Source organism: Nonomuraea sp. CX421 (genome assembly GCF_059358955.1).
This window is the reverse complement of the sequence record NZ_JCADBK010000003.1, coordinates 538,769-563,735: the sequence shown is the minus strand read 5'-3', so window position 1 is coordinate 563,735 and position 24,967 is coordinate 538,769. Positions and strand designations below refer to the sequence as shown.

Annotated in this window: 26 protein-coding genes and 2 pseudogenes; 13 read left to right on the top strand and 15 right to left on the bottom strand. The window is 69.3% G+C overall.

Annotated features, from left to right (window positions below):
• Both AC5L3X_RS08755 and AC5L3X_RS08750 read left to right on the top strand, forming a co-directional pair.
• A partial coding sequence (locus AC5L3X_RS08755) for an Imm8 family immunity protein (protein ID WP_494856226.1) occupies positions 1 to 265 on the top strand: 265 nt, incomplete at its 5' end.
• A 58-nt stretch (positions 266 to 323) separates the two neighbouring features.
• Positions 324 to 656, top strand: a complete 333-nt coding sequence (locus AC5L3X_RS08750) for a CPCC family cysteine-rich protein (protein ID WP_494856224.1) — start codon at positions 324 to 326, stop codon at positions 654 to 656.
• Positions 657 to 711: 55 nt separating this feature from the next.
• On the opposite strand, the pseudogene AC5L3X_RS08745 reads toward AC5L3X_RS08750, so the two are convergent.
• The 5 genes and pseudogenes from AC5L3X_RS08745 to AC5L3X_RS08725 all read right to left on the bottom strand — a co-directional run.
• Positions 712 to 1,131: pseudogene (locus AC5L3X_RS08745) on the bottom strand (SMI1/KNR4 family protein); the annotation flags it as partial.
• Between the two features lie 183 nt (positions 1,132 to 1,314).
• Positions 1,315 to 1,797 (bottom strand): YcxB family protein, encoded by a 483-nt coding sequence (locus tag AC5L3X_RS08740; protein ID WP_494856223.1) that lies wholly within the window; start codon positions 1,795 to 1,797, stop codon positions 1,315 to 1,317.
• A gap of 139 nt (positions 1,798 to 1,936) precedes the next feature.
• Positions 1,937 to 2,761 carry a tetratricopeptide repeat protein gene (locus tag AC5L3X_RS08735; protein WP_494856249.1) on the bottom strand — a complete coding sequence of 275 codons (825 nt, stop codon included), beginning with the start codon at positions 2,759 to 2,761 and terminating at the stop codon, positions 1,937 to 1,939.
• Positions 2,762 to 3,616: 855 nt separating this feature from the next.
• A pseudogene (locus tag AC5L3X_RS08730) lies at positions 3,617 to 4,423 on the bottom strand (AfsR/SARP family transcriptional regulator); the annotation flags it as partial.
• Between the two features lie 12 nt (positions 4,424 to 4,435).
• Positions 4,436 to 4,810, bottom strand: coding sequence for an AfsR/SARP family transcriptional regulator (locus AC5L3X_RS08725; RefSeq protein ID WP_494856222.1), 375 nt, complete (start codon positions 4,808 to 4,810; stop codon positions 4,436 to 4,438).
• Positions 4,811 to 5,063: 253 nt separating this feature from the next.
• Here AC5L3X_RS08725 and AC5L3X_RS08720 point away from each other — a divergent pair, with 253 nt between their 5' ends.
• The 5 genes from AC5L3X_RS08720 (at position 5,064) to AC5L3X_RS08700 (ending at position 10,050) form a co-directional block, all read left to right on the top strand.
• A complete protein-coding gene (locus tag AC5L3X_RS08720; protein ID WP_494856221.1) occupies positions 5,064 to 6,152 on the top strand; it encodes a HesA/MoeB/ThiF family protein in 1,089 nt (362 codons plus the stop codon).
• A 5-nt stretch (positions 6,153 to 6,157) separates the two neighbouring features.
• The gene (locus AC5L3X_RS08715; protein ID WP_494856220.1) at positions 6,158 to 7,351 is read left to right on the top strand and encodes a hypothetical protein; all 1,194 of its coding nucleotides are present in this window, start codon (positions 6,158 to 6,160) and stop codon (positions 7,349 to 7,351) included.
• 367 nt (positions 7,352 to 7,718) lie between these two features.
• The gene (locus tag AC5L3X_RS08710; RefSeq protein ID WP_494856218.1) at positions 7,719 to 8,243 is read left to right on the top strand and encodes a hypothetical protein; all 525 of its coding nucleotides are present in this window, start codon (positions 7,719 to 7,721) and stop codon (positions 8,241 to 8,243) included.
• Positions 8,244 to 8,839: 596 nt separating this feature from the next.
• A complete protein-coding gene (locus AC5L3X_RS08705) occupies positions 8,840 to 9,337 on the top strand; it encodes an RNA polymerase sigma factor (protein WP_494856217.1) in 498 nt (165 codons plus the stop codon).
• 173 nt (positions 9,338 to 9,510) lie between these two features.
• The gene (locus AC5L3X_RS08700; protein WP_494856215.1) at positions 9,511 to 10,050 is read left to right on the top strand and encodes a hypothetical protein; all 540 of its coding nucleotides are present in this window, start codon (positions 9,511 to 9,513) and stop codon (positions 10,048 to 10,050) included.
• Positions 10,051 to 10,114: 64 nt separating this feature from the next.
• Here the strand turns inward: AC5L3X_RS08700 and AC5L3X_RS08695 are convergent, their stop codons facing one another.
• From AC5L3X_RS08695 to AC5L3X_RS08685, 3 genes are all read right to left on the bottom strand, one after another.
• Positions 10,115 to 11,068, bottom strand: coding sequence for a GlxA family transcriptional regulator (locus AC5L3X_RS08695; RefSeq protein ID WP_494856213.1), 954 nt, complete (start codon positions 11,066 to 11,068; stop codon positions 10,115 to 10,117).
• A gap of 66 nt (positions 11,069 to 11,134) precedes the next feature.
• Positions 11,135 to 11,449 carry a hypothetical protein gene (locus AC5L3X_RS08690; protein ID WP_494856212.1) on the bottom strand — a complete coding sequence of 105 codons (315 nt, stop codon included), beginning with the start codon at positions 11,447 to 11,449 and terminating at the stop codon, positions 11,135 to 11,137.
• Complete coding sequence (locus tag AC5L3X_RS08685; protein ID WP_494856210.1) at positions 11,368 to 12,384, bottom strand: hypothetical protein; 1,017 nt, start codon at positions 12,382 to 12,384, stop codon at positions 11,368 to 11,370. Before AC5L3X_RS08685 ends, AC5L3X_RS08690 begins: the two co-directional genes overlap by 82 nt.
• Before the next feature lie 363 nt (positions 12,385 to 12,747).
• On the opposite strand from AC5L3X_RS08685, the gene AC5L3X_RS08680 reads away from it, so the two are divergent.
• The 4 genes from AC5L3X_RS08680 to AC5L3X_RS08665 all read left to right on the top strand — a co-directional run bounded on the left by AC5L3X_RS08680 (position 12,748) and on the right by AC5L3X_RS08665 (position 16,902).
• Positions 12,748 to 13,650 carry a hypothetical protein gene (locus AC5L3X_RS08680; RefSeq protein ID WP_494856208.1) on the top strand — a complete coding sequence of 301 codons (903 nt, stop codon included), beginning with the start codon at positions 12,748 to 12,750 and terminating at the stop codon, positions 13,648 to 13,650.
• 78 nt (positions 13,651 to 13,728) lie between these two features.
• Positions 13,729 to 14,673, top strand: a complete 945-nt coding sequence (gene sigJ / locus AC5L3X_RS08675) for an RNA polymerase sigma factor SigJ (RefSeq protein ID WP_494856206.1) — start codon at positions 13,729 to 13,731, stop codon at positions 14,671 to 14,673.
• Between the two features lie 93 nt (positions 14,674 to 14,766).
• Positions 14,767 to 15,963, top strand: a complete 1,197-nt coding sequence (locus tag AC5L3X_RS08670) for an NAD(P)/FAD-dependent oxidoreductase (RefSeq protein ID WP_494856205.1) — start codon at positions 14,767 to 14,769, stop codon at positions 15,961 to 15,963.
• A 171-nt stretch (positions 15,964 to 16,134) separates the two neighbouring features.
• Positions 16,135 to 16,902 carry an endonuclease/exonuclease/phosphatase family protein gene (locus AC5L3X_RS08665; RefSeq protein ID WP_494856204.1) on the top strand — a complete coding sequence of 256 codons (768 nt, stop codon included), beginning with the start codon at positions 16,135 to 16,137 and terminating at the stop codon, positions 16,900 to 16,902.
• Positions 16,903 to 16,917: 15 nt separating this feature from the next.
• Here the strand turns inward: AC5L3X_RS08665 and AC5L3X_RS08660 are convergent, their stop codons facing one another.
• Both AC5L3X_RS08660 and wrbA read right to left on the bottom strand, forming a co-directional pair.
• A complete protein-coding gene (locus AC5L3X_RS08660; protein ID WP_494856202.1) occupies positions 16,918 to 17,919 on the bottom strand; it encodes a WXG100 family type VII secretion target in 1,002 nt (333 codons plus the stop codon).
• A 215-nt stretch (positions 17,920 to 18,134) separates the two neighbouring features.
• Positions 18,135 to 18,746: an NAD(P)H:quinone oxidoreductase gene (gene wrbA, locus AC5L3X_RS08655; protein ID WP_494856200.1), complete on the bottom strand. Its 612-nt coding sequence runs from the start codon at positions 18,744 to 18,746 to the stop codon at positions 18,135 to 18,137.
• A 236-nt stretch (positions 18,747 to 18,982) separates the two neighbouring features.
• On the opposite strand from wrbA, the gene sigJ (AC5L3X_RS08650) reads away from it, so the two are divergent.
• Entirely contained in the window at positions 18,983 to 19,861 is an 879-nt protein-coding gene (gene sigJ / locus AC5L3X_RS08650; protein WP_494856199.1) for an RNA polymerase sigma factor SigJ, read from the top strand.
• A 67-nt stretch (positions 19,862 to 19,928) separates the two neighbouring features.
• On the opposite strand, the gene AC5L3X_RS08645 is transcribed toward sigJ (AC5L3X_RS08650), so the two are convergent.
• The 3 genes from AC5L3X_RS08645 to AC5L3X_RS08635 all read right to left on the bottom strand — a co-directional run bounded on the left by AC5L3X_RS08645 (position 19,929) and on the right by AC5L3X_RS08635 (position 22,772).
• Positions 19,929 to 20,990: a DUF418 domain-containing protein gene (locus tag AC5L3X_RS08645; protein ID WP_189127313.1), complete on the bottom strand. Its 1,062-nt coding sequence runs from the start codon at positions 20,988 to 20,990 to the stop codon at positions 19,929 to 19,931.
• A 104-nt stretch (positions 20,991 to 21,094) separates the two neighbouring features.
• Entirely contained in the window at positions 21,095 to 22,333 is a 1,239-nt protein-coding gene (locus tag AC5L3X_RS08640; RefSeq protein WP_494856198.1) for an RNA polymerase sigma factor, read from the bottom strand.
• 67 nt (positions 22,334 to 22,400) lie between these two features.
• A complete protein-coding gene (locus AC5L3X_RS08635; protein ID WP_189127315.1) occupies positions 22,401 to 22,772 on the bottom strand; it encodes a YciI family protein in 372 nt (123 codons plus the stop codon).
• Positions 22,773 to 22,929: 157 nt separating this feature from the next.
• Between AC5L3X_RS08635 and AC5L3X_RS08630 the strand changes: the two genes are divergently transcribed.
• Complete coding sequence (locus AC5L3X_RS08630; protein ID WP_494856197.1) at positions 22,930 to 23,355, top strand: hypothetical protein; 426 nt, start codon at positions 22,930 to 22,932, stop codon at positions 23,353 to 23,355.
• A 65-nt stretch (positions 23,356 to 23,420) separates the two neighbouring features.
• On the opposite strand, the gene AC5L3X_RS08625 is transcribed toward AC5L3X_RS08630, so the two are convergent.
• Together AC5L3X_RS08625 and AC5L3X_RS08620 are read right to left on the bottom strand one after the other, a co-directional pair.
• Positions 23,421 to 24,401 (bottom strand): zinc-binding dehydrogenase, encoded by a 981-nt coding sequence (locus AC5L3X_RS08625; RefSeq protein WP_494856196.1) that lies wholly within the window; start codon positions 24,399 to 24,401, stop codon positions 23,421 to 23,423.
• A 123-nt stretch (positions 24,402 to 24,524) separates the two neighbouring features.
• Positions 24,525 to 24,920 carry a cupin domain-containing protein gene (locus AC5L3X_RS08620; protein ID WP_494856194.1) on the bottom strand — a complete coding sequence of 132 codons (396 nt, stop codon included), beginning with the start codon at positions 24,918 to 24,920 and terminating at the stop codon, positions 24,525 to 24,527.
• Between the last annotated feature and the right edge of the window lie 47 nt (positions 24,921 to 24,967).

The following is a 24,967-nucleotide window of genomic DNA, read 5'->3' as shown; positions in this document are numbered from 1 at the left end:
GGATTCCGCCAGAAACTCACGCCGGCCCGGCACCACGTCGTCCCAGCTCACACAGCAAATGGCGGCTGCCGTACTAGCCGATCAGCTGCACCATCAACCCTTCCTCCTCGGCCGCCACTGGCTCTTCGTGCCCGAGTTGCGTCCCGCCGAGGTGACCAGGTGGCTGAGCGACCGGATAGCAGTGCTGGAGGCTCCGACGTGGAGCGAACTCGCAGAGAAGATCGGCCGGATCGGAGGGTGGGAGTTCGAGGACTACGACGGTTGAAGCCATTCCTTGGGACGGTCTTTCGCCTGGCATCGAAAGGTCGAGTGGCGAGGCCGGCGTGGGCCATAATGGGCCCGTGCCTCCCGCCGACCATCCCACTCTTGATGAGATCAGGAAGCGAAAAGAGTGGATCTTGGGCTTGGTTGATGCCGGCGGACCTCGCGCCCTGTTCTCTCTGCCGCAAGGCGAGCACACGTGCCCATGCTGCTTTCTCCCGACGTTGCTTATGCGTGGCTACTTTGGGTTCTGTAAAGAGTGCGACTGGGAAGATGACGGCCAAGACGACCATGATGCGGACGTAGTGCGCGGCGGTCCCAATGGCTCTCAAAGCTTGACCGAAGCCAGACGCATCTATCGTGAGCTTCATCGTTTGCCGCCGTTGGAGCCATGACAGCAACGTTGGCTGCTGATAAGAAAGAGGCCTGCGTCCTTTGCTGCCGCAGGGCTCAAAGGTCTTTCATCAGGTCCCAGAAGGACCTTCGACGTTGGGCGCCGGCCATCCAGGCCGCGAGAAGCCAGGCCTCCCACTCGCCATCAGCCGTCACGACGTGGGGGTTGAGAAGAAGTCTTCCATCCCAGAGCCCGACCAGAAGGGTGTCAGGCAGATATTCCACTCTGATGGCGTGGCGGTTCTGCTCCTTTCCGTAGACGAAGTAAAGGTCGTCGGGTACGTGCCGACGCTTTTCGTCGCCGGGCGATGACCAGGCTTCGACCGTTGAGGGCTCGGCGTCGCGGAGCCAGCCGACTTCCGCGACCGGCAGTAGGGAGCACTCCTCGACGCCCCAGCCGTTGGAGTACAGCAGGAACTGCCGATAGCTCGGCGGCAGGCTCACACCCAACCGCTCTTCGAGCTGACCGACCTCTGCCTCGCTGGCCGGGGGTGAACACCATGGTCCGGCCCCAACGGCGGATGGTCAGGACCTTCGGCCACTGGCTCCTCCGCCGGGAAGACATCAGACCATGCGTACGCCGTATTCATAGTGGGTGACGGTATCCGCCGCGACTGACTTTTTCGTCAGGCAGAGGTCAATGCTCGAGGCGTTGCACGGTCAGGCAATCCCTGAGTTCTGCCGAGAAGCCAGAAGGTCATCGAGCTCGGCTTGTTGCTCGCTGCTGAAGGCGCGCCTGGGAAGGAAGCCCATGAACTGCCTACCTGCGAAGAACAGCCAAAACTCGGTGCCGGTCACGATCCGTCCGAACAGCGACCATTTCACCGTGGTGGTGGACTGGTCGGTTCGGCACTCGTACCCATCGTCGGTCACTCGAAGCGTGGTCGACACGCAGAGGTGGATGAGCTGCCGCTTGCCGGTGCGTCGGATCGACCAGTTCAACGCGAGCGGAAAGACGCCTGCTCCGACGAGCATGCCGACGCCCATGTAGGTGGCGCCGACCAGGATGCAGGCAAGCCCTGACACGATCAGGATCGAGGGCAATGCCAGATAGGCGACCTTGAGTTGCAGCCTCACGCCCTGTCCGAGCGCTCGCGCCACTTCGTCAGGAGTGGGCTCGTATCTGACCGTGAAGTCCACCATGCCGCCTTCGTCCGTGTGGTGACACATCATTCTGGGCTCCGCGCAGACGCGCAACGCCGTACCGCATGAAGCCGATCTGGTGATCTCGTGAAGGGAGCCAGGGCGATCGGCGGGCCATCAAGGGGGCGACAGCGGTCAGTCAGCCGAGGGCGGCCCGGGAGCGGGCGATCTGCTCGCGGGCGCGAGCGGACCAGACGTGTTCGTTGAGCGGATCGAGCCGGTCGAGGCAGGTGGTGAAGTGGGCCAGCGCCGCCCGTTCGTCCCCCCGCCACCGGCTGATCTCGCCCAGCGTGTAGGCGATCAGCGCCTGCCCTCGCGTGTCTCCGGCGTTCACGAACATCTCCGCGCAGTGGGCGAGCATGCCGGTGGCGGTGTCGTGGCGACCCAGCGCGGCCTCGGCCTGGGCCTGCCGGTGCAGCGCCAGTCGTTCGCCGCTGCTCCATCGCAACTCGCGGCAGAGGTCGAGGCTGGCCCGGTAGTGGCCGATCGCCTCCTCGACGCGCCCCGTCTCGTAGCAGGCGATGCCGAGGGCGCGCAGGAAACGGGCCCGGTGGATGGCGCTGGAGCCGGCGCTGTCGTCCTCGAGGTGGGCGAGGGCTCGGCGGCAGGTCGTCCCGGCGGCGTTGTAGCGGCCCAGGTAGAACTGGACCCCGGCGATCTCGGTCCATGCGCTCAGCAGGCCGTGCCCGTCGCCCAGCGCGTGGAACCGCTCAGCGGCCAGGGTGGCGGCGGCGAGCGCGGAGACCAGGTCGGCCTCCAGGGTGGCGGCGACCCCGAGCAGCGCGTACGCCGCGGCGTGCCGGTCCCCAGCCTGTGAGCAGCGGCTGAGCAGGTGGCGGAACTCGTCCGCGACCGCGCTGGCGCGTCTGCGATCCACTTCGGCGTCGGCGCGTACCAACCGCAACCGCGTCTCGGCGACGGTGTCGCCCGCCGCGGCGGCGGCGCCGGCGGCCGTCCCCAGCATGCGGACGGCGTCGTCGTGGAAGCCGCGCACGACCAGGAACGGCGCCAGCGCGTAAGCGAGCTCGGTCGCCTCCCGGACCAGCCCGCAGTGGGCGGCGGTCTCGGCCACGGCGACGAGCACGCCGCGCTCCGCCGCCAGCCAGGCGCCGCCCTCCGGGCAGGGCGGCGTCCGGGCCGTGACGCCGGGCGGCGGCGGGGCGAAGGCGAGGGGCAGCTCGCGTGCGGCGTCGGCGGCACGGGCGCGGGCCTCGGTGGCGACCCGGCGCAGCGCCGCCGTCCGGCATTCTCTGCTCTCCTCGGCGATGAACAGCTCGGCGGCGAAGCCGCGCAGCAGGTCGTGCATGCGGTAGCGGGGCCGGGCCGCGGCGTCGGCCTCGCCGGCGGTGATCAGCCCGGCGACGGCCAGCTCCTCCAGGGAGCCGTCCACGTCGTACGCGGTCGCACCCGCCAGCGCGGCCACCATCCAGGCCGCCACGCCGTCGGCGGCCACCGACCCGAGCAGCCGGAACGCGCGCCGCGCGGGTGCCGACAGCGTCGCGTAGCTCGCCTCGAAGGTGGCGCGGACATCCAGGTGGCCCGCGTGCAGCTCGTTCAGCGCCGAGGCGTCGGCGAGCCGGCGCGCCAGCTCGGCCAGCGGCCAGGCCGGGCGGGCGACCAGCCGCGCCCCGGCGATGCGCAGGGCGAGCGGCAGCCGCCCGCAGGCACGCAGGATCGCCTCCGCCGACTCCGGGTCACTCGCCACGCGGCTCGCCCCGGCCACGCCCGCGAGCAGGTCGTGGGCATCGGCGGGCGGTGGCACGTCCAAGGCGTACGTGATCGCGCCGGGCATCGCGGACAGCGGGCCACGGGAGGTGAGGAGGACCGCCGATCTGGGCGTGCCCGGGATCAGCGGCTGTACCTGGGCCTCGCCGGCCGCGTCGTCCAGCAGCACGAGCACCGCGCGGTCGGCGATCCTGGCCCGGTACATCGCCGCCCGCTCCTCTGTGGAGGAGGGCACGCCGGCGGAGTCGACGCCGAGCGCCCGCAACAGCTCCGCGAGCAGGTCGGACGGGTCGCGGGGCGACGCCGACGCGTCGTGCAGCCGGACGAACAGCTGACCGTCGGGATACCGCTCCCGTACCAGGTGCGCGACATGCACCGCCAGCGTGCTCTTGCCGACGCCGGGCGGCCCCGACACCGTCACGATGGCCGGCGCCGCCCTGCCGCCGTCCAGCGCGGCGACCAGGTCGCGGGTCTCGGTCTCGCGGCCGACGAAGTCGGCGATGTCGGCGGGGAGCAGGCAGATCCCCGTCCACGCGGGCTCCCGGGCCGCCTCCAGCGCGGGGGCGGGGACGGGAGCGTCGTCGAGGACCGCCGCGTGCAGGTCACGTAACTCCTGGCTGGGTTCCACGGCCAGCTCGGCGACGAGAACCGAGCGGGCCCGCTGGTACGCCTCCAGCGCCTCGGCGCGCCTGCCCGCCCGGTGCAGCGCCAGCATGAGCCGGTGCCACAGGCGTTCGTTGAGCGGCGTGGCCTCCACCAACGAGGTCAGCTCGCCGACGAGCTCGTCGTACAGGCCGAGCCGCAGCCGCACGTCGATCCAGCCGAGCCGGGCGCTCTCCCGGCGTTCCTCCAGCTCGGCGATGCGCGCCTGCACCGTCGCGGCCAGGGTCACGTCCTCAGCGGGCCGGCCGCGCTACAGCGCCAGCGCCTGCGCGAACAGCCGGTTCGCCGTGGCGGGCTCTCCGCGCGCCGCCTCCAGCCGGGCCTCCCGTACGGCCTCCTCGAAGGCGAGCACGTCGAGCCGGTCGGGGCCGAGGCTCAGGCGGTAGCCGTGTGGCACGGTCTCGACGTCGATCGCGGCGCGGCGCAGCGCGGTCAGGTACGTCTGCAGGTTCGGCAGGGCGGATCGCGGCGGGTCGTCCCACACCGAGGCGATCAGCCGGTCTCTGGTCAGGACGGTGTTCGGGTGGAGCAGGAAGACGCCGAGCAGCGCGCGCGCCTTGGCGGCCAGCCGGATGGGCCGCCCCGCGTCGGCGACCTGGACCGGTCCGAGGATCGCGAAGTCCACCCTCGTCTCCCCGGCACGGTCAGCGGTCGGTCCTTGTATGGCGACCATATGCGGTTTCTGTGGGCCAAGAGAGGAAGTTGATCGAAACATCGAAGCATCGGAAGGAGGTGGACGAGGTGAAGATCGAGGTTCGCAAGGTCGAGGCCGTCAAAGCGACCCAGTTCGTGACCTGAGGCACCGCCTCTCAGCTGGTCGGGAGGCGGTGCGGCCGCCTCCCGACCGACTCCGTCCCGACGAGCGATGCGGATGAGCGATGCAGGTGATGTTGAAGGAGTGCGCGTGGGAATCCCTCGGCGACGAACTGGTGGTGGTCCACGACCCGCGCGAGGCGTACACGCTGGCTGATCCGGACGGCCGGATCGCGGCGCTCCTCGACGAACTGGCCCGCGGGCCGGCCACCGCGGAGGAGTTGAGTGCGGCGCTGACCGCGCGGGGCGTCGCCGTCACGGGGGACGACGTCCGCGCCGGGCTCGCCGGGCTCGACTCCCTCGGCCTGGTCGAGGACGCCGCCGAGCGCCTGCTGGGCGACCCGGACGCCGATGAGCGGCACTTCTCCAATCTGACGTTCTTCGGGGCCTTCGCCCGGCTGGACAGGTCGCGAGCGGAGTTCGTCCGGCGGCTGCGCGACTCGCACGTTCTCGTGCTCGGCGCGGGCGGCGGCGGCTCGTCCCTGGTGCAGTGCCTGGCCGGGCTCGGCGTCGGCGCGCTGACGCTGGTGGATCGCGACGACATCGCTCCGCGCAACTTCGCCCGCCAGTTCCTCTACCGGCACGCCGACATCGGCCGGTCGAAGGTGGAACGCGCCGCCGAATGGGTGCGCGAGTACGACCCGGGCATCGAGGTCCGCTCCGTGGACCGGTGGATCTCGGGCCCGGACGACCTCAAGGACCTGACCGGGGACGTTCACGTGATCGCCGGCGGCCTCGACGGCGCGCCCGACGCGAACCTGTGGGTGAACGAGGCGGCGCTGCGCGCGGGCGTCCCGCTGGTCGCCGGCGGGATGACTCGCACCCAGCTCATCTACTTCTCCGTCGACCCGGGCAGTAGCGCCTGCCTGCGCTGTGACGAGTCAGACCTGCCCCGCCCGGACGGACGCACGACCGCGGCGGTCGCGCAGCGGCTCACTCGCGGGCTGCGGCTCGCCAACGGCCTCACCGGGCCGATGGCGATGCAGGTCGGATCGCTGGTCGCCTACGAGGTCATGCGTTATCTGACCGGCGTCGAGCCGCCGCGCGCGGCCGGGGCCCGCGTCGTCCTCGACCTGCTGAACGGGCTCGTCCCTGTGTGGCAACCGTTCCCCCGCGACCCGGGCTGCCCGGCGTGCGCGCTGGCCAGGCGGTGACCCCCATGACCGGCAGGGTCCGGCTGCGCCCGCTCACCGTGGTCGAGGAGGGCGACGAGGCCCTGGTCGGCGATCCGGCCACCGGCGCCTTCGTGGCCATGCCCGCCGTGGGCGGAGTGGTGATCTCGGCGCTGCTGCGCGGCGCGACCGAGGAGGAGGCCGCCGCCGAGGCTGAGGCGTTCGCCGGTGAGCCCGTCGATGTGCCGTCGTTCATGGCGACCCTCGCCGAGCTGGGCTTCGTCGACGATCGGCCGGACGTGCAACTCCGGGTCGTGCGCACCGCGCCGATCCAGATGCGGCGCTGGATGGGGGGCGTGAGCCGGCGCGTGGCCCGCCCGTTCTTCGGCCGGGTGGCCTGGGCCTGCTACACCGCCCTCGCCCTGTTCTGTCTGGCCGTGTTCGCCGCCTCGCCGTCGCTGTTCCCGAGCCCGGCCCAGGACGCGTTCCTGCTCGACGACGTCGGGCTGAGCGCGTTGCTGCTCATGCCGTTCGTTCTGGCGTCGACGGCTCTGCACGAGTGCGGGCACTGGCTGGCCGCCCGCGCGATCGGCATCGAGTCCCGGTTCGGGGTGGACCGGCGGATGATGCTGCTCGTCCTGGAGACCGACCTCTCGCAGATGTGGACGGTGCCGCGCCGCCGCCGCTACGGGCCGCTGCTCGGCGGGATGGCGGTGGACGTGGTCCTGCTCAGCCTGCTGCTGGGCGCGCGTCTGCTGATCCGGCAAGGGGTGTGGTCGCCGGCTCCCGTGGTCGACGCGACGCTCGCGGTGTGGGTGTTCGTGAAGCTGGCGGGCCTGCTGTGGCAGTGCATGGTCTTCCTGCGTACCGACCTGTACGCGGTGCTGGTCAACGCGCTCGGCTGCCGCGACCTGTGGCGGGTCAAGAGCCTGCTGCTGCGGCGGGCGTTCGGCAGGCTCACCTCGGCGCAGGCGGCGGAGCTGCTCGCGGCTTCGCCCGCCGACCTACGGGCCGGGCGGTGGTTCCGGTGGGTGTGGCTGGCCGGGTTCGCCGGGGTGCTGGCCTGGTTCGCCTTCTTCGTGGTCCCGGTCGCGGTCGCCGTGCTGACGTGGGCGGCCGACGGGCTCCTGCTCGGGCCGTTCAGGCCACAGTTCTGGTACGCGCTGCTGTGTGCCGCGCTGCTGCTCGGCCCGTACGTGCTGGCCCTCTCCCTGGCCGTCCGGGAGTATGCGCGGCGCTAGGCCCGCCAGGGCTCGACTCGCGCCTCAACGCCGCCCGTCGCGATGGAGGGCGTCACCGCGGCCGAGCGGCTGGAGACCAGGCCTCCGGTTTGATCACTCCGCCGGCGAAGGTGCTGTGGGCAGCCAACCGCTCCCGCAAGAGCCGCTCTTCTCGCGCGGGCGGCGTTGTGGCGGACTCGTCACCATCAGGCAAGCTCATTGCGGGCGGGAGCGGATGCGTCGGCGCACCAGGATGATCAGCCCTATCTGGAGGACGAGCATCACCAGTGCGATCAGGCCCGATGCGACGGACAGCTCTTCAGGCAAAGGGATTTCCAAACATGATCCGATGGAGAACCCTCGCGCGGAGGGATGCGTCGTGAGGGGCATGAGACATCGACTACTCGTCGTGCTGCTTCTGCTGGCAGGGGCCATTATGGTCGCTCCCGGTACGGCATGCGCCTGCTCCTGCGTTCCTCTCCAACCGGCCGAGCAGGTGAAGATGGCGGCGGCCGTCTTCACCGGGACGGTGATGGCCGCTCGCCGGGTCGAAGGAGACCCGCTCGATCCCCCGCCACCGGTCGTCTACACCTTCCGGGCCGACCACATTTACAAGGGGAAGTCGAGCGCCGAGTTCGAGGTGGCCACCAACGCCGTCAGCGCCGCGTGCGGATACGACTTCGTCATCGGCTCCCGGTACCTGGTGTTCGCCACCATCAGCGAGTCGGGCCTACTCGCGGTCGACCCGGGCGTGGCACTGAACACCTCGCTCTGCGCGGGGAATCTGCTGATCAGCCCGGGGGACGCCCCATTGGGTACCGGAGGCGGCCTGCCGAGCGGGGAGCCGCTCACCGTGGAACTCATCACCGCTCTCGGTACGGCGCACCGGGCAGACGCGAAGATCGGAACGTGAAGGACGAGCTACGGAGCTTGTCCCACCAGCCTGGCCCCCCACAGCCGATCGCTGACGTGACTGGGGCCCGCGTGTCACCCGATCGGGTGCCGTTGTTGCCGGCCGAGGCGAGCGGCCTGATCACCGTCTCACGGCGTCCGGCGGTCTGTCGCCGACAGCGTGAGACGGACAGGTGAACGAGCCGGCCTGGGGCTTCGCCGCCAGGCCGGCATGACCCGAGTTTCAACACGAAGCAACGTCGAACGACTCTTCCGTCGTCGAGATCGACCTCTCCACGCCCTGACAACCGGACGGGAACCCCGGAGATCCGGACAGGGCACGCCCGGGCGCGTTCCGGCCAAGGCCTCGAACTGCTTCGATCCTGATCAGAACCAAGAGAGGCCGTACGGGGTGACCGCCCGGTGCGTGCGATGAACCGGGCCAGGATCAGCAGCGGACATTGACCGGCAATTTCCCAGGGCGGCCCAAAAATGTCCGGCGGCGGTCCTGGTGACGTCCGGTCTGTTCGTCGCGAGATGAACTCATCCAACGGGGCGGCTGGGGGCAGGCGGCTTTGCCGGGCCCTTGGCCTGCAGGAAATCGGAGAGGGCCGTGGCATGAATGTCACAGAGCAACGCTGGCATGTCCTGATGGCGCACCGGCCGAGGCTGCTGGCCTTGGCGTCGCGTATGGGGGCGGGGGCGGAAGCGGAGGACGTCGTCCAGGACGCGCTGCTGCGCACCGCCACCTTCGCCGGCCTGGTGGAGGAGCGGGCGTGGCCCTTCCTGGCCACCGTCGCGGCGCGACTGGTGGTCGACCACCACCGTCGAACGGCCCGCGACCAGGTGTTACGCCACCACGCGGCGCTGATGCCGCGCCCCCACGGCTTCGAGGACGTCGTGGCCGACTGGGACGAGGCCCGGCGTGCGGCAACCCTGATCGCGCGGCTCGACCCCGAGATCCGCCACCTGGTCCGCCTGCGGATGGAGGGCGCGACCTGGGTGCAGATCGGGGTCGTGCGCGGTGAATCGGCCGCCGCCGTCGAGATGCGGTATCGCCGTGCGACGGCCCCCGTACGGCGGGCCATGAACCGCCCATCCGGAAATCGGAGATGAATTTTGTCGAGCTCCCCGTCCAGGACCGTACTACTAGTGAAAGGTCCATTCGCTCAGGCCGATATGCGATTCTTTGTGAATCGCGGAGAAGGACAGCCATGAAAAGCCTGCGAAGGCGTATTCCGCTCGTACGACATGCGTTTGTTCTGCTGCTTGCGGTCGCGCTCGCCTGCTTGACGCTCGCGCCCGCGGCGGGCGCGGAGAGCACGACGTCCCAGAAGGTCTCGTCGTCCCCGGCGGACCCGGACACCGAACTGGCCACCACGGAGAACGGCGAGGAGCCGCTGGACACCATCGCCCCCGAGGAGTATCTCGCGAGGCTCGCCCAGAACGGCGTCATCGTCTCCGCGGAGGAACGGTCCCAGATCATGGCGAGCTCCTGCTGGATCTGGACCGCTTACCGGGGAGGCAAGAACCGCGTAGGCCAATGGCTCTGGAAGTATTTCCAGAGGATGGACTGGTGCCGCGACGGCTCCCGGATCACCAGTGCCCACTGGTACACCAGGTGGGCCGAGGTCTATATGGTGGGCTGGTCGTTCAAGGGCCACGAGTCGCTGACGAGCAACGGCGGCCGCGGATCGACCCAGTGGCGCAAGCGGACCCAAGGCGTCTTCTGCCTTGTCCCCTACGTCTCCTGCATCCAGGAGTCCCACCCCTGGGTGGACATGACCGTCTACGGTAACGGCGGATCGTCCTTCAGCGCCGGCGGCTGACGCCGGACACGCGAGAGCGCCGGCCCGGGTTCCCCCGGGCCGGCGCCGACCGCGGCACCGAGCCTTATGACCTTCCCCGGAACCGCGACGGCGAGACCCCGGCCCATGCCACGAACGCCTGCCGTAAGGACTCGGCGGAGGCGAACCCGCACCGCCGGGCGATGGCCGCGACCGGCTCACGGGTCGCGGTGAGCAGCTGGGAGGCCGCTTCGAGGCGCGTGTCGCGAACCAGCCGCGAGGGGGTCCGGCCGACGCACTCGACGAACAGCCTGCTCAGATGCCGCTCGCTCACCCCGGCGAGCGCGGCCAGGCGGGCGACGCTGAGATCCTCGTCGACGTGGCTGGTCACGTGGTCGATGACCCGCCGGACCAGGGCCTGGTCAGCGTGCGGAATCTGGTTGAACAGGCTCACCTGCGCCTGATCCGCGGGACGTCTCAGGTAGGTGACCGTGCCCATGGCCACGCGACGGGCGAGCTCGGCCCCGTGGTCCTCCTCGATGAAGGACAGCGTGAGATCCAGAGAAGCCGTGACCCCGCCTGATGTCGCGACCGCGCCGTCCCGGACGAAGACCGGCGTGGGGTCGACCCGCACCTTCGGGAAACGGGTGGCGAGCCGTCCGGCCTCGTACCAGTGCGTGGTGGCGCGGCGGTTGTCGAGCAACCCGGCGGCGGCCAGCACGGTCGCCCCGGTGCACACCGACGCGACCCGCCGCGACAGCCTGGCCAGCCGCACGACCTGGCTGACGAGCCGAGGGTTGGCGGCGGCGGTCTCGTGCCCCTGGCCACCCGAGACGATCAGGGTGTCGATCGGACCGCCCATCGTGTCGATGCGGCCCTGCCCGGGCAGCTCGAGCCCGGAGTCGCACCGCACGGGCCGGCCCATCGGAGTCGCGAACACCACTTGGTAGGCCGGGTCGGCGCCCTGCCGGTTGGCGTAGTCGAATCCGGTCGTCACACACGCGACATCGACGAGCTCGATGCCGTCGAAACCTATGACGACGACCATTCGCCCCACCATGGCAACACCATACGGGTGGGCAATGGGAATATGCGACAGGTATTTCAGCGAGTGGAGATCTCGTGATCACATCGGCGGTCGCGCGCAACCACGCGCCGGAGTGCTGAGCACCGTCACGTACTCGTCGTGCACATAGGCCATGTCCCGCACGAACTCATAGCGCAGGCCCGGCTTGTACGTCCTGTCGCCCGAATTTCGGTCGGTACGGCAGGCTGAGCCGGTGACCCGCCATGGCTGATCGCCGTTGAGGAGGGTCTGCGTGTATTTCCGGTCGTCGTTCTGGAACGTGTAGTCGAACGCTATGGCGAAATCATAGGAGGCGTTGTCGGCGTTGAAGACGATGTCCAGCGGAGTGGAGCGGTCGTTCGCCGCGACAGCCACTCCATGGGCGCGGAAGAAGGGCATGTCGGTGGGCGGGCGGCGCTCGTCGCCGAAGTCCGTCGTCGAGGAGAATACGCGCGTACGGGGTCGGGCCAATCGAGGTCGAAGAACATGTGATGACCGTCTCCGGCTCCCGACGGCAGATAGAAGACCGCGCCGGTGGCGATTCGCGACTTCCGGAGCCGGGTGACCCGGATGGCTGAGATCGACAGGGACCGCGAGCTGGTGTTCTCGATGTGTATGGCTATGGCCATGCCGGAGAGCGCGTATCCCCCGTAGCGCATCTCCGTCATCATGCCGGCGGGAAACGCCTCCTGCGGAACAGGTGTCCCCGAGGGGCCGAGCAGCGCGTTGAACCTTTCGATCCGGTCCTTCTCGGAGGCCGGGAAAGCCACGTCCCTCGGACCTTCCATGGCGCCCACGTACTGAATTTTGAATTTCAGTGCCGAGCCGTAGACAGGTGCCGATTCAGGGGGCGGGGTATTCGTGCCGTCAGTGTCGACGACCGGCGGAGTGCTCGCAGGCGGAATCGGCGCGAGTGAGTCGCCGGCCCGCGAGTCGGACCACCAGACGGCGCGACCGATGAGAACGCCGGCGACGAGAAGGATCACCAGCAGGGCTGCCATGGCCACGCGATACATGGGCCGATTACCACTCCGTGAGCCCTCGGCGCTGATTGGCCCATGATTCACCCCGTAGACGACCACCGAACCGTGGTCGGGTCTGTTCGGTCCAGCGTGGAAGGTCATCGAGGCGGTCGCCTGGTCCGCACGCGGTTCCGGGACGGGCGTGGCCTCTTGATCGGCGTCCGTGGCCGAGTGCGCGGAGCGGCCGGCCCGGCGCGTCAGCCCGCCCGCCACGACGAAGGCCACCACTGCCAGGGCGAACCATGCCAGCTGCGCCTCCCAGGGGCCTTCCACCTGGTTGGTGGCCACCCCGCCCACCACCAGCGCGACCGCACTGCCCCAGGCGAACCTGGCCCCACGCCTTCCAGAAGCCATAGAAGGAGAAAACACCAACCGGTGCCCCCGTGCTACCGAAATCCGCACATCGAAGTCATTCAGCCACCTAAGGGAAGAGGCGCGTATTCCATGGCTTTGCCCCGCCAGGGGAGCCGACGTAACGACGTCGGGCGTGCGGCGCCATGAAAAGGCGATCGCAAATCTTGGTCAACTGTTCAGAACAGAGCTGCGCCCCGAGGATTTACCGCGCTCAGCCATGTTTCCCTATTTTCGGCGATGCCGGCAGGTCTTCGTTTCCAATAGGACAAATGTCCATTTCTGTATAGGGGCGGCGCGATGGGCTTTCTCTCTAGAATCGCCGGCGGCGTCGGGGCCGCTGTGTTCGCGGGAATCACGCTGGTCGCGGTGCCCTCGTCAGCGCAGGCGATGACCGGCCCGGTGAGGGTCCTGGTCGTCCCGTGCGACGCGGCCGCGCTCGTCGCGGCGATCCGGGCGGCGAACGGATTCGGAGTCGCCAGGCTCCTTCTCGCGCCGCACTGCCTTTACAACTACGCCACCGCGAACGCCCCCGGCGTCGCGCTACCGGTCGTCACGGGCGACACCACTCTGGTGGGCGGGTCGAACACGAGGATCAGGCGTGACCCGAGCGCCTCCGAGGCCTTCCGCGTCCTGGAGGTGGCATCCGGAGCGACGCTCCGTGTCCAAAGGGTCGCCATTCTTGGCGGAAGCACGGCGGGCCTCGGTGGTGGAATTCTCAACGCGGGCACCGTGGTTCTGGAGCAGACCACCCTTTCCGGCAACAGCGGATCGAACGGTGGCGCGTTCGCCAACAATGCGGGCGCCAAGGCGACGATCTCCCGCAGCCGGCTCAACGCGAACTCGGCGACGAGCGTCGGAGGCGGCGCGATCATCAACTTCGGGACGCTGACCGTATACCGGAGTGCCCTGACCGGCAACAGCGCGCCGATCAACGGCGGTGCGCTGAACACCCAGCCGGGCGGCGTGTCGCACCTCATCTCGAGCACCGTGACCACCAACACCTCCGGCGGCCTGGGAGGAGGCATCTCCAACTTGGGCACCACCAAGCTCGACCGTGTCGTGGTCGAGGGGAACAAGGGATCCGGAGGCGGTGGAATCGCCACCGGAAACGCCAATGTCGAGATCCGGAACTCGATTGTCCGTAACAACACCCCCGATAACTGCAGTCCGCTGAACACCATTCCGGGCTGCGTCGGCTGACCGCCGATCGTTCCTGCCGCTCCGGCCCGAGTTTGGTTCCTCGTGATTCGCGCCGTTCGGGCTGATTAGTATCGGGCCATGCCGTTGAGCGCGAGCGACGTCGACCGGTTCGAGGCCTCCAGGCCGCGCCTGGAGGCCATCGCCTACCGCCTCCTCGGCTCCGCCGGGGAGGCCGAGGACGCCGTGCAGGAGACGTTCCTGCGCTGGCACGCCGCCGACGTCGACCGCATCGAGGTCCCCGAGGCCTGGCTGACGAAGGTCCTCACCAACCTGTGCCTCAACCAGCTCAGCTCCGCGCGGGCGCGCCGCGAGACCTATGTGGGCCAGTGGCTTCCCGAGCCGCTGCTCGCCGGGGACCCGATGCTCGGCCCGGCCGACACCGCCGAGCGGCGCGAGTCGGTCTCGTACGCGGTCCTCACCCTCATGGAGCGCCTGTCCGCCAACGAGCGGGCGGTGTACGTGCTGCGGGCGGCCTTCGACTACCCGCACCGGGAGATCGCCGAGATCCTCGACATCACCGAGGCCGCCAGCCAGCAGATCTTCCACCGAGCCAAGAAGCACGTCGCGGACGGCAAGGCCCGTTCCGCGATCGACGAGGCCGCGGCCCGGCGGATCGTCGAGGAGTTCCTGGCGGCCGCCACCAGCGGCCAGATCGAGCCGCTCGTGCGCCTGCTCGCCAAGGACGCCATCTCGATCGGCGACGGCGGCGGCAAGGTCCCGGCACGCGCCAAGGCGTTCGAGGGCGCCGTCGCGGTCGCGAAGTTCTTGCGGGGCCTGTTCGCGCCCGGCGAGGCCAAGCGCGCCCTGATCGGTGGCGCGCCCGAGGTCTACGCCTGGACCGCCAACGGCGACCCCGCCGTCCTGGTCGTCGTGGACGGCCGAGTCGTCGGCGTCATGTCCCTGGAGGTCACCGCCGAGGGCATCGCTGCAATCCGCAACCAGGTCAACCCGGACAAGCTCGAACGTGCGACCGCGCACTGGGCGACCGCCGACCACGGGGCGCCCCTGTTCAACGCCTTCTGAGCGCCATGTGAGGTGCTTCACATCGCGTTCCTGTCAGGAAACGGCGGGCCGGCCGGTTCAAGTGGCAAACCCGCGCAAGACAGGAGCAAGAAAATGCAACACCGCATCGTCGTCCTCGGAGCCGGGTACGCCGGAGCCATCGCCGCCGGCCGCCTCGCCAAGCGGCTCCACCGCGAGGACGTCGCCATCACCGTCGTCAACGCCGAGCCCGACTTCGTGGAGCGCGTCCGCATGCACCAGCTGGCGGCCGGCCAGCGCCTCAGACCCCGGCCGCTAAGCGAGATGTTCGCGGGCACCGGCGTGGAAGTGAGGCTCGCGAAGGTCACGGGCGTTGACGTCGACCGCCGGACCGTGGCCGTCATCGACGCGAACGGCGCCGGCGAACTCGCCTACGACACGCTCGTCTACGCCCTCGGCAGCGGGTGGAACGCCCGGAACGTCCCCGGAACCGCCGAGCACGCCTATGAGATCGCCGGCCGTCCCGGAGCGCTCCGGGTGCGCGAGCGCCTGGCCCGCCTCGACGCCGGGCAGACCGTGGTCGTCGTCGGCGGCGGTCTCACCGGCCTGGAGACCGCGACCGAGATCGCTGAAGCCCGCCCGGACCTCGACGTCGCCCTCACCTCCCGCGGCGGCCTCGGCGACTGGCTCTCGCCCAAGGGGCGCGAGCACCTGCGGAAGGTCTTCGGCAAGCTCGGGATCACCGTGCACGAGCACGCCGACGTCACCGGCGTCGAAGCCGACCGCGTCGCCACCGCCGACGGCAGGGCCATCCCGGCCGCGGTCACCGTGTGGACCGCCGGCTTCGCGGTCCACCCGATCGCGAAGGCGACCGCCCTGGAGGTCACCGGCGCCGGCCAGATCGTGGTCGACGGGACCATGCGCTCGGTCTCGCACCCGGACGTGTACGCCGTCGGCGACGCCGCCCTGGCGATGGGCCCCGGCGACAAGCCGCTGCGGATGTCGTGCGCCTCGGGAAGTCCGACCGCGTGGCAGGCCGCCGACGCGATCGCGGCCCGCCTGACCGGCGGAAAGCTCCCGAACACGCCGATCCGCTACTTCAACCAGTGCGTCTCACTGGGCCGCAAGGAGGGCTTGATCCAGTACGTCACCGCCGACGACCGCGCCGTGCGGGCCGCCCTGACCGGACGGCTCGCCGCCGTCTACAAGGAACTGGTCTGCAAGGGCGCCGCCTGGGCCGTCGCCAACCCGACGCTCGGGCTGCCGACCCGGCGCCGCCGCGTCACGCCGGACCGGGCCGCGACGGGCTCGGCCGTCAAGGCGCCGGCGTAGAGCACGAGGCGAATCGGGCGCCCTCCATGCGAGGGCGCCCGGGTGGACGGTGGGGATCCTGACCGAGCCGGTCGGCCTCTCCGGCTCCCTGAAACCGGTCGTCTTGCCACCCCGGCCGGTGAAAAGCGCGAATCATGGCGAAGCTGGATTCGTAGATCCTAGAATTCGATCATGGCATCACGTGTTCTGATGAATTACGAGCAGGTTGGCGCGCTGGCCAACTCGGTGGCTCAGGCGAACGGCGCGCTGACACAAGCGGGGGATGCCTTGACCAAGGCATCCGACAACCCCATCATGTCCAGGTCGCAATATTTTCCCGGCTTCAACGCGTTCGGCAACACACCCGCCGCCAAGGAGATGTCCGGCTTGTTCAGCAGCGTCAAAGAGGTCGGCAGCACCGCTGCGGATCAGCTGGGCACGGTGTTGGACGAGGACGTCATCCGCCTGCGGGACGTGATCCGCTCCTTCAAGGAAAATGATCATGAGGTGGCCGACCGGATCAACGCGACGCTCGGTCGTGAGACGCTGAGCGTATACAGCACCCATGTTCATTCCACCGGCAGTGAAGAGGTGCGCCCCCCGGTCCTGCCCGGCGAGGACAATCCCACGGACAACACCGCGGCCAACGACTACGTTCGAGCGGGACAGATCGACAAATTCCGCCAGTTGTTCAACCAGAACCCCGGGCTTGTCGGGGGCGATTTCAACGTGGAATCCACTGCGGGAGACCGGTCCGCAGAGGCGATGAAGGGCTTCGAGGAGGACGGTCATCGGATCGACGCGGGCCGTCTGAACGACGGGGGGACTTCCGGGGGCGGCAGGCACATCGATTATGTGATCACCGCTCCCGGGATCGTGGCGCAGAATCCGGAACGCGTCGACGGAGGATCCTCCGATCATGACGGCCAGCGGGTCGACATCACCGTCCCGCGTTGGTGAGGCTCATCCGAAGGATCAACTGCCGCCGAACGTGACCTCGATCTCCACCGCCTTCCGGGCGGTGCCGTCGGTCACGTATCCGTCAGGGGTTCGGATGAAGTCACCCTCCGCGGTCAGATCGTGATTGTCGACGTACTGCGATGAGTCGATGGCGCCTCCGTGACGCACCGCGACGGCATTGCCGAACGGCTCGTACACGCCGTTCGGCAGCACGCCGTCCCCCCAGTACGGGGATTTCTTCGTCTCGCCGAAATGGACCGTCCAGTCTTGTCCGGTGCGCTTTTTCAATTCCTGCTCAAGGTTCTTCGCCTCTGTGCCGGCTATCTCTTGAATGGTGACGACATCAACATTCTTGTCGGCAATGGTCTGGGCGATGTCCGGGATATCGTCCTGGTCGGTGCCGTCGGAATTCATGGGCGAGTTCTTGTAGCCCATGCCGATGTTCATGTTTAGCATGCCGATGGTCCGCGGTTTCCAGGCCTTGACGATGTCGGCCAAGCTGTTCTGTGCGGCCTCGAGTTGTCCATGCTTTTCCGCCAGTTTTTCGTCCACCCGCGATCGTATTTGTTTCGCGGCGTTGACGGCGTTGTGCACCAGTTGCGCCTGGTCGGCGTCCGCGGGGTAGTAGGTCAGGGGCGTGCCCTGCTTCGACGGCACGCCGGAGACCCTCTCGGCTTCACTTGTCAGCCGTCCCTGGTTGGTCCGGAGCATCTCGGCTGTCTGCTCCAGCAGATCCGCGATCCGGCCCGCGCACTGGGCGAGGTCGTCCAGCCCGCCGCCCACCTTTCTCCGGTGATTGTCATACGCGCTCGCGGTCTTTCCCAGCCACCCGGTGCCGATGACCCGTTTGGCCGCGCCACTGATCTGGCTGTCCGTCGACCCCGCGGCTTTCTTCAGACCTCGCCACGAGCGTGCTTGCTCGTCCAGCGCGTCCGGAGCCGCCCCAAGGACCCACAGAGAGGGGTCCACGGCGATCGAGATCACTGCGTTCTCCGCGCCATCGAGCGGACGGCTCAAAACGGAACCTCCTCAGTTGTTTGCTGCTGTAGCGGTAAAAGGTGTACGCGTAAGTTAACTCTGTATCAGCAAGCACGTCAGGGTTAAGGCAGATGGGCAGCCTAGTAGAGGCGTGTGCGTTCTTGCAGACATATTGGTGCTAATGTGCGGCCGTGTCGCCGGAGCGCGGCCGTCCGGCGAGCCGCCGATGAGGTGGCGGCCCGCGTACCGGTCGTTCATGCACCACCCCTACCGGCCTTGAGCGCGGCGGCGGTGTCGACGGCGCGCCGGGCCTGGTAGCGGGCCGCCTCCAAGGACACGTCGTTGGGCGGACCATCGCCGACCACATGGGAGGAGCCGTACGGATTGCCCGACTTGAACTGGACGGGGTCGGTGTAGCCGGGCGGCACGATGATGCCGCCCCAGTGGTAGAACGTGTTCCCCAGCGCCAGGAGGGTGGACTCCTGTCCGCCGTGGGTGGTGTTGCTGGCGGTGAACGCCGAATAGACCTTGTCGGCGAGCTTGCCCTGTGCCCACAGGCCGCCGGTGGTTTCGATGAACGCCCTGAGCTGGCTGGCTGGGTTGCCGAAGCGGGCGGGGGTGCCGAACAGGACCACGTCCGCCCAGTCCAGGTCGTCGAGGCCGGCCTCGGTGACGCCGGCGGTGTCCTGGAGGTGCTGGGCCCAGGCGGGCTTGGCGTTGATCGCCGCCGGTGGGGCCAGTTCGGCGACCTTGCGCAGCCGCACATGTGCGCCGGCCTTCTCCGCGCCCTCGGCGGCGGCTCGCGCCAGCGCGTGCACGGTGCCGGTGGAGCTGTAGTAGATGATTGCCACGTTCACGGGTTCCATGGTCGGCTTTCTTCCTTCGCGGGTTCTATCCGCCGGCTATCCGTCGGCGGCGCATGAGCATCAGTCAGTACGACGAGGCACCTCCTCCGAATGTGAGGCGATGCGCCGACCTCACATTCCGAGGAGTTGCCTCGTCGTACTCATGAGGGCAGATGCGACAAAGGAAAGTCGGCGGCACCATGACCACCCCACCCCAGCCAGGAGAAGGTCGGCTCGATCCGAGCCTGAGCGCGATCATGAGCGAGCGGCGTCAGCTGATCAATCTCGCGTACCGGCTCCTCGGCTCCCTGGCCGACGCCGAGGACGTCGTACAGGAGACGTACGCCCGCTGGTACACCATGTCCCGGCGACAGCAGGAGGCCATCGAATCGCCCGGCGGCTGGCTGACGAAGGTCGCCAGTCGCATCTGCCTCGACCTGCTCGGCTCGGCACGGGCCCGGCGTGAGAGCTACGTGGGCGAATGGATCCCGGAGCCGCTGCCCGATCGTACGGAGTGGATCAGCGGACGGCCGGGCGGCACCACCGTCGACCCGGCCGACCGGGTCACTCTCGACGAGTCCATCAACATGGCCTTCCTCGTCGTGCTCGAATCGATGACCCCTGCCGAGCGGGTCGCGTTCATCCTGCACGACGTCTTCCGCTACTCCTTCGCCGAAGTGGCCGAGATCGTCGGCCGTACGCCGGCGGCATGCCGCCAGCTGGCCTCCTCGGCCCGGCGCCGCATCCGCGCGTCGCGGGCCGGTGCGGTTCCGTCGACCCCGCGCGCCGACATCGTCAGGGACTTCAAGCAGGCGTGGGAGGCCAAGGACATCGACGCCCTCATCGGCCTGCTCGATCCCGACGCCGCGGCGATCGCCGACGGCGGCGGCCTGGTCAGCGCCGTGCTCCACCCCATCGAAGGCGGCGAGCGGATCGCGCGCGCCCTCGTCGACATCGTCGGCGAGGTGCCCGACCTGACGATGCTGGAGCGCACGGTCAACGGCCAGCCCGGTCTGGTGACTCAGCAGGACGGCGTCACCGTGGTGGTGATGGCGTTCGACGTCGCAGGCGACCGGATCAAGCAGATCTGGGCGGTACGCAACCCGGAGAAGCTCCGGACGTGGACGACGGGCTGACGCGCGTCTCGTACCGCCGGACCGGCTACGGGCAGCTTCGCGGGTCGTCAGCGCGTGCGGCCGGCGGTCAGGGGGTGCGGCGCAGAGGTGGACGGCTGACCCAGGTGGCCCAGCGCCAGAGCCATTCCAGCGGACCTTGGCGATAGCGACGCAGCCAGAGCGTGGACACCAGCCACTGAGGGATGAGGATGGCTCCGGCGATCAGGAGCACCGTCGCCGAGGACCAGCCGTCCGGGACGCTGCCGATGAGGCGGGCGGCCAGCAGGACGAGGACCGTGGCGGACAGGTAGTTGGTCAGCGCCATCCGGCCCAGCGGGGCGAAAACCGTCTGAAGCACCGGCCGGAGCGGCGTCCTGAGCAGGAGCAGCAGGGCGCACACGTAGACGCCCGCCATCAGCGCCCCGGCGAGGCCGAACCAGGTGTTGAGGTGCGCGTCGTCGATCGGTGTCCGGACCTGTAGCCACACCGCGGGCAACGCTCCCGCCGCGAAGACCAGGCCCAGCGCGGCCGGAACCCGAACAGAGCCCTCGATCCGGTCGATCACCCCGTAACGGGTCAACGCCGAGCCCAGGAGGAACAGTCCGGGCACCAGGGGCACGCCGTTGCCGCCGAGGATCAGCGGCGTCACGATGAGAACGGCCGCGAGTCCCGCGACGGCCCAGCGCGGCAGCCAGGTCGAGGGCAGCAGCACCAGCAGGCCGACGATGGCATAGATGGTCAGGATGTCGCCCCGCCACAGCAGGAACATGTGAGCCAGGCCGATGGCGAGCAGGGCCAGGAGCCGGCGCAGCAGGAGCACGCGCGGACGCGGCACCCGTCGTCCCGCGGATCTCACCAGTAGCGAGAAACCGATGCCGAACAGCAGCGAGAAGATCGGGAAGAAGCGCTGGTCGACGAAGAGCCCCAGCCCCAGCCAGGAGCCGTCCTGGCTCGTCGCCACCACGGGCTGCGTGGTCGACACGGTGTGGACCATGTGGGCGATCGGCTTGACGTTGGCCACCAGGATTCCGCATAAGGCGAACCCTCGCAGCACGTCGAGCGCGGCGATCCGCGGCTGGTCGGAGGGCGTCGTGGCGGGGTGCGCCGATCCGGCGGCCTGCGGTGTCGGGGGGTGTTTTTCCTGCGGCATGGGGCTTGATTCTGTGGTCCCCGGGCCGATGCCGGATCGGTCGAAAGGAGGTTGTTCGGCGGTCCGGACCGTACTTCCAGCCGATTCTGTGCCGGGCTGACCCATCAGCCGAGGCGGTCGGCCCGGCCGAGCAGGTATCGCCGCTCGACCTGGTTGTCCGTCAAGGTGGCCGCCTCGCGGTACAGCGTCGCCGCCCCGGCCGTGTCGCCGGTCAGCTGGAACAGGTGGGCGCGCACCGCGCGTTCCCGTTGCCGGGTGAGTGGTTCCTGATCCAGCCGGTGGCGCCGGTTGAGGTCGTCGAGCAGGGCCAGCCCTCTGGCCGGCCCGTACGCCTGGGCCACCGCGACCACCCGGCTGAGCCGCACCGGCGCGGTCGGGGTGAGCCGTTCGAGCCACAGGTACAGCGCCGCGATCTGCGGCCAGTCCGTCTCCGCCGGGCCGGCGGCCGCGGCGTGCACGGACGCGATCGCCCCCTGCAACTGGTACGGGCCCACCACCCGCCGGCTCCAGGCGCTGTCGATCAGCTCGGTGCCTTCGCGGATCAGCCGGGAATCCCACCGGGTCCGATCCTGCTCCTCCAGCGGCACCAGCTCGTCGTCGTCGGTACGGGCGGTGCGCCGCGACTCGGTGAGCAGCATCAGCGCGAGCAGCCCGGTCACCTCGGCGTCGTCCGGCAGGGAGTCACGGAGCATGCGGGTCAGCCGGATCGCTTCGCGGGTCAGGTCGACGCGGGCGAGCTCGACGCCGGTGGAGGCCGTGTAGCCCTCGTTGAAGATCAGATAGAGCACCTGCGTCACGGCGGCCATCCGACTGTCGCGGTCCGTTTCCTCCGGCGGAGTGAAGCGGGCGCCGGCCCGGGCCAGTCGCTGTTTGGCGCGGCTGATCCGCGTACCCATGGTGTTCTCGGTGGTCCCGTAGGCGTGTGCGATCTCAGCGGTCGTCAGACCGCCCACCGCGCGCAGCGTGAGCGCTACCTGGGACGTGGTGCTCAGCGCGGGGTGGCAGCAGAGCAGCAGCAGGGTGAGGCTGTCGTCGCTCTCCTGAGGAGGACCCGCCCGGCGGGCCGGTTCCCGCATGGCCAGTTCGGTCAGTCCGGCTTCCCGCTCGCGCCGGCGCCGGGCCTGGTCGGAGCGGAGCAGGTCGACCATCCGCCGGTAGCCGATCCGGATCAGCCAGCTGCGCGGGTCGTCCGGCACGCCGTCGGCCGGCCACGTCCGGCTCGCGGTGAGCAGCGCCTCCTGCAGCGCGTCCTCGGCGATGTCGAAGTGGCCGAAGCGCCGTACCAACGCGCCGAGCACCTGCGGCGCCTCCGCGCGCAGCAGTCGCTCGACGTCCGTGGTCATGCTGAGCCCGCCCCTCGCGTGCCCTCCCGCCGCTCCGCTCCGGCCAGGCGTCGCTCGGTACGGTCGGTCATGCCGTGAAGTCCTCGCCCATGATCGGCCGGATCTCGATCGGCTCACCCAGCACCTCGGCGATCCGCGAGCCGATCTCGACGGCTCGTTCATGGCCGGCCACGTCGATCACCGCGAAGCTGGCCAGGACCTCCTTGAGCTCGGCGAACGGTCCGTCGGTCGCCACCACGCCGTCCGCGGTTCTGCGCACCGTGGTGCTGACCGCCGGGTGGCCGAGGCCCTCGCTGCCGACGAACTCGCCGGTCTCGATCAGCTCCTTCTCGAACAGCTGGTACGCGGCGAACGCGGCCATCGCCTCATCGGACGGTGTGTCGGCGGTCGCGGCGTCCCACGCGGCGGCGGGAGTGTAGCTGAGCAGCAGATACTTCATGAGGACATCCTTCCTCCTCGGCGGGTTCTTGCCGGTACCTCGTGACCGGACCTGGGATCTCGACCTGGCCGCGATGTGATTCACATCACACACGCCGGGTGTCGAGGCACGGGAGCCGGCTTCGAGGTAGCGGCAAGAACTCACCGAGGAGGACGAGATGTCTGAGAACAACCAGCCGAGCGCCGAACTGAAGGCTCTGGAGCGCCTGGTCGGCACCTGGGCGGTTGCCGGCGGCGCCGAGGGAACCGTGCGGTACGAGTGGATGCCCGGCCGGTTCTTCCTGCTCCAGCACGTCGAGCTCAGCCAGTTCGGCCAGCCGGTCACCGGGCTGGAGGTGATCGGAAACCTGCGCCCGTTCGGCGAGCCGGTCGGCGCGGACGTGGTGTCGCGGTTCTACGACTCGGTCGGCAACACCTTCGACTACGTCTACGAGCTGAACGGCGACAAGCTGACCATCTGGGCCGGTGCCAAGGGCAGCCCGGCGTACTACGAGGGCACGTTCAGCGCCGACGACGCCACGGTCACCGGCGAATGGGTCTACCCCGGCGGGGGCGGATACGAGTCGAGCATGACCCGGATCTGAAGCTGTCCCCGGCATGCCGGAAGCGGTGGGCTCACCTGAACAGGGGGACCACCGTTCCCGGCCGTTCACCCAGACGGTTCAGCGCCCACCAGCAGCAGTGACTTGCCCACCGTGGTGCGCGCGGCCAGTGCGCGGTGGGCATCGGCGGCACGCTCCAGTGGGTAGGTGGCGCCGATCGTCGGCCGCAGCCGTCCCTCCGCGGCCCGTTCCAGTGCCAGGCTCAGCAACTCGCGCACGGTCTCCTGGTCCGGTGGACCGTCGAGGAGCGGGGTGTGCACCCGTACGCCGCGGCTCGTGGCCGACTCTGGGTCCGGAGCGGCGAAGCCGTCGGCCGTGCCGTAGGTGACGAATCGGCCGCCATCGGACACCGCATGGACAGTGTCCGTGCCCAGCGGGCCGCCCGCGCCGTCGTATACCAGGGCGGCACCGCCCTCGGTGGCCTCGCGCACCCGCTCGATCCAGTCTGGCCGCGTGTAGTCGACGACGACCTCGGCGCCCAGCTCGCGGGCGAGTGCCAGTTTGGCGTCGCTGGACGCGGCGGCCACCACCCGGGCTCCAGCGTCGACGGCCAGTTGCACCAGCAGTGACCCGGCTCCACCGGCCGCCGCCGACACCAGCACCCATTCTCCCTTCTCCGGCCTGCCCAGCCGGTCCAGGTTGAGCGCGGTCACGCCGTCGTGCACCAGTGCCGCCGCCGTCTCGGCGGCCAGACCGTCGGGTATCGGCATGATCTCCTGCTCACCCGCGACGATCCGTTCGGCGTAACCGGTGCTGGTCCGTACGACCACGCGCCGACCGATCCATGCCGGATCCACGCCTTGGCCGGTCGCCACCACCTCGCCCGCTCCGCCGCCGCCTGGCACGTACGGCAGGGTCCGTGGGAAGAAGTCCTGACCCCAGCCGCCGCGCAGGAGAGTGTCCAGAAAGATGACATCCGCCGCGGCCATACCGACGACGACCTGGCCGGATCCGGGCACGGGATCGGGCAGGTCCACAGCGGACAGTGCTTCCGGACCGCCGAACGAGGCCACCTGGATTGCGCGCATGGTGAACACCTTTCACGTGAGACGTCGTGATGGCTCAGTGTTCAACCTGAAGGACGGTTGAGGTCAAGGGCCGGTCGGCCCGTCGGCCGACCTCCCATGCCGTCCTGCCCGAAGCCTGTCGGCTCAGGTGTCGAGTGCGTGCCCGGTCGTCGCGTCCACGTGGTCCGGGATCTCATCGTGGCGATCGCCCACGGACGGTGTCCCGGTGGGCTCGAACATCAGGATGGCGGTGCCGGACGGAGCGTAAGGCTTGTGCTCCGTGCCTCGGGGGACGGTGAAGACCGCACCCTGGGGGAGCAGGACCGTGCGCTCCCCGGCGGGCTCGCGCAAGGAGATGCGCAGCTCGCCGTCGAGTACGAGGAAGAACTCGTCGGTGTCGTCGTGGACGTGCCAGAGGTGTTCGCCCTCGACCTTGGCGACGCGGACGTCATAGTCGTTGACGCGCGTGACGATACGCGGGCTCCACAGGGCGTCGAAGGAGGCCAAAGCCTTGCTGAGGGGGATCGGTTCGTTGCTCATGAGCTGATCCTTCGCCGTTTCGCGTGGCCGGCGTGAGTGCTAGGAAT

Coding starts and splice junctions, on each gene's coding strand:
- AC5L3X_RS08740 (WP_494856223.1), bottom strand. CDS start 1,797: ATGGTGGACTTCACGGTCAGATACGAGCCCACTCCTGACGAAGTGGCG.
- AC5L3X_RS08735 (WP_494856249.1), bottom strand. CDS start 2,761: ATGCTGGGGACGGCCGCCGGCGCCGCCGCCGCGGCGGGCGACACCGTC.
- AC5L3X_RS08720 (WP_494856221.1), top strand. CDS start 5,064: ATGCAGGTGATGTTGAAGGAGTGCGCGTGGGAATCCCTCGGCGACGAA.
- AC5L3X_RS08715 (WP_494856220.1), top strand. CDS start 6,158: ATGACCGGCAGGGTCCGGCTGCGCCCGCTCACCGTGGTCGAGGAGGGC.
- AC5L3X_RS08710 (WP_494856218.1), top strand. CDS start 7,719: ATGAGACATCGACTACTCGTCGTGCTGCTTCTGCTGGCAGGGGCCATT.
- AC5L3X_RS08705 (WP_494856217.1), top strand. CDS start 8,840: ATGAATGTCACAGAGCAACGCTGGCATGTCCTGATGGCGCACCGGCCG.
- AC5L3X_RS08695 (WP_494856213.1), bottom strand. CDS start 11,068: ATGGTGGGGCGAATGGTCGTCGTCATAGGTTTCGACGGCATCGAGCTC.
- AC5L3X_RS08680 (WP_494856208.1), top strand. CDS start 12,748: ATGGGCTTTCTCTCTAGAATCGCCGGCGGCGTCGGGGCCGCTGTGTTC.
- sigJ (WP_494856206.1), top strand. CDS start 13,729: ATGCCGTTGAGCGCGAGCGACGTCGACCGGTTCGAGGCCTCCAGGCCG.
- AC5L3X_RS08670 (WP_494856205.1), top strand. CDS start 14,767: ATGCAACACCGCATCGTCGTCCTCGGAGCCGGGTACGCCGGAGCCATC.
- AC5L3X_RS08665 (WP_494856204.1), top strand. CDS start 16,135: ATGGCATCACGTGTTCTGATGAATTACGAGCAGGTTGGCGCGCTGGCC.
- wrbA (WP_494856200.1), bottom strand. CDS start 18,746: ATGGAACCCGTGAACGTGGCAATCATCTACTACAGCTCCACCGGCACC.
- sigJ (WP_494856199.1), top strand. CDS start 18,983: ATGAGCGAGCGGCGTCAGCTGATCAATCTCGCGTACCGGCTCCTCGGC.
- AC5L3X_RS08645 (WP_189127313.1), bottom strand. CDS start 20,990: ATGCCGCAGGAAAAACACCCCCCGACACCGCAGGCCGCCGGATCGGCG.
- AC5L3X_RS08640 (WP_494856198.1), bottom strand. CDS start 22,333: ATGACCACGGACGTCGAGCGACTGCTGCGCGCGGAGGCGCCGCAGGTG.
- AC5L3X_RS08635 (WP_189127315.1), bottom strand. CDS start 22,772: ATGAAGTATCTGCTGCTCAGCTACACTCCCGCCGCCGCGTGGGACGCC.
- AC5L3X_RS08630 (WP_494856197.1), top strand. CDS start 22,930: ATGTCTGAGAACAACCAGCCGAGCGCCGAACTGAAGGCTCTGGAGCGC.
- AC5L3X_RS08625 (WP_494856196.1), bottom strand. CDS start 24,401: ATGCGCGCAATCCAGGTGGCCTCGTTCGGCGGTCCGGAAGCACTGTCC.
- AC5L3X_RS08620 (WP_494856194.1), bottom strand. CDS start 24,920: ATGAGCAACGAACCGATCCCCCTCAGCAAGGCTTTGGCCTCCTTCGAC.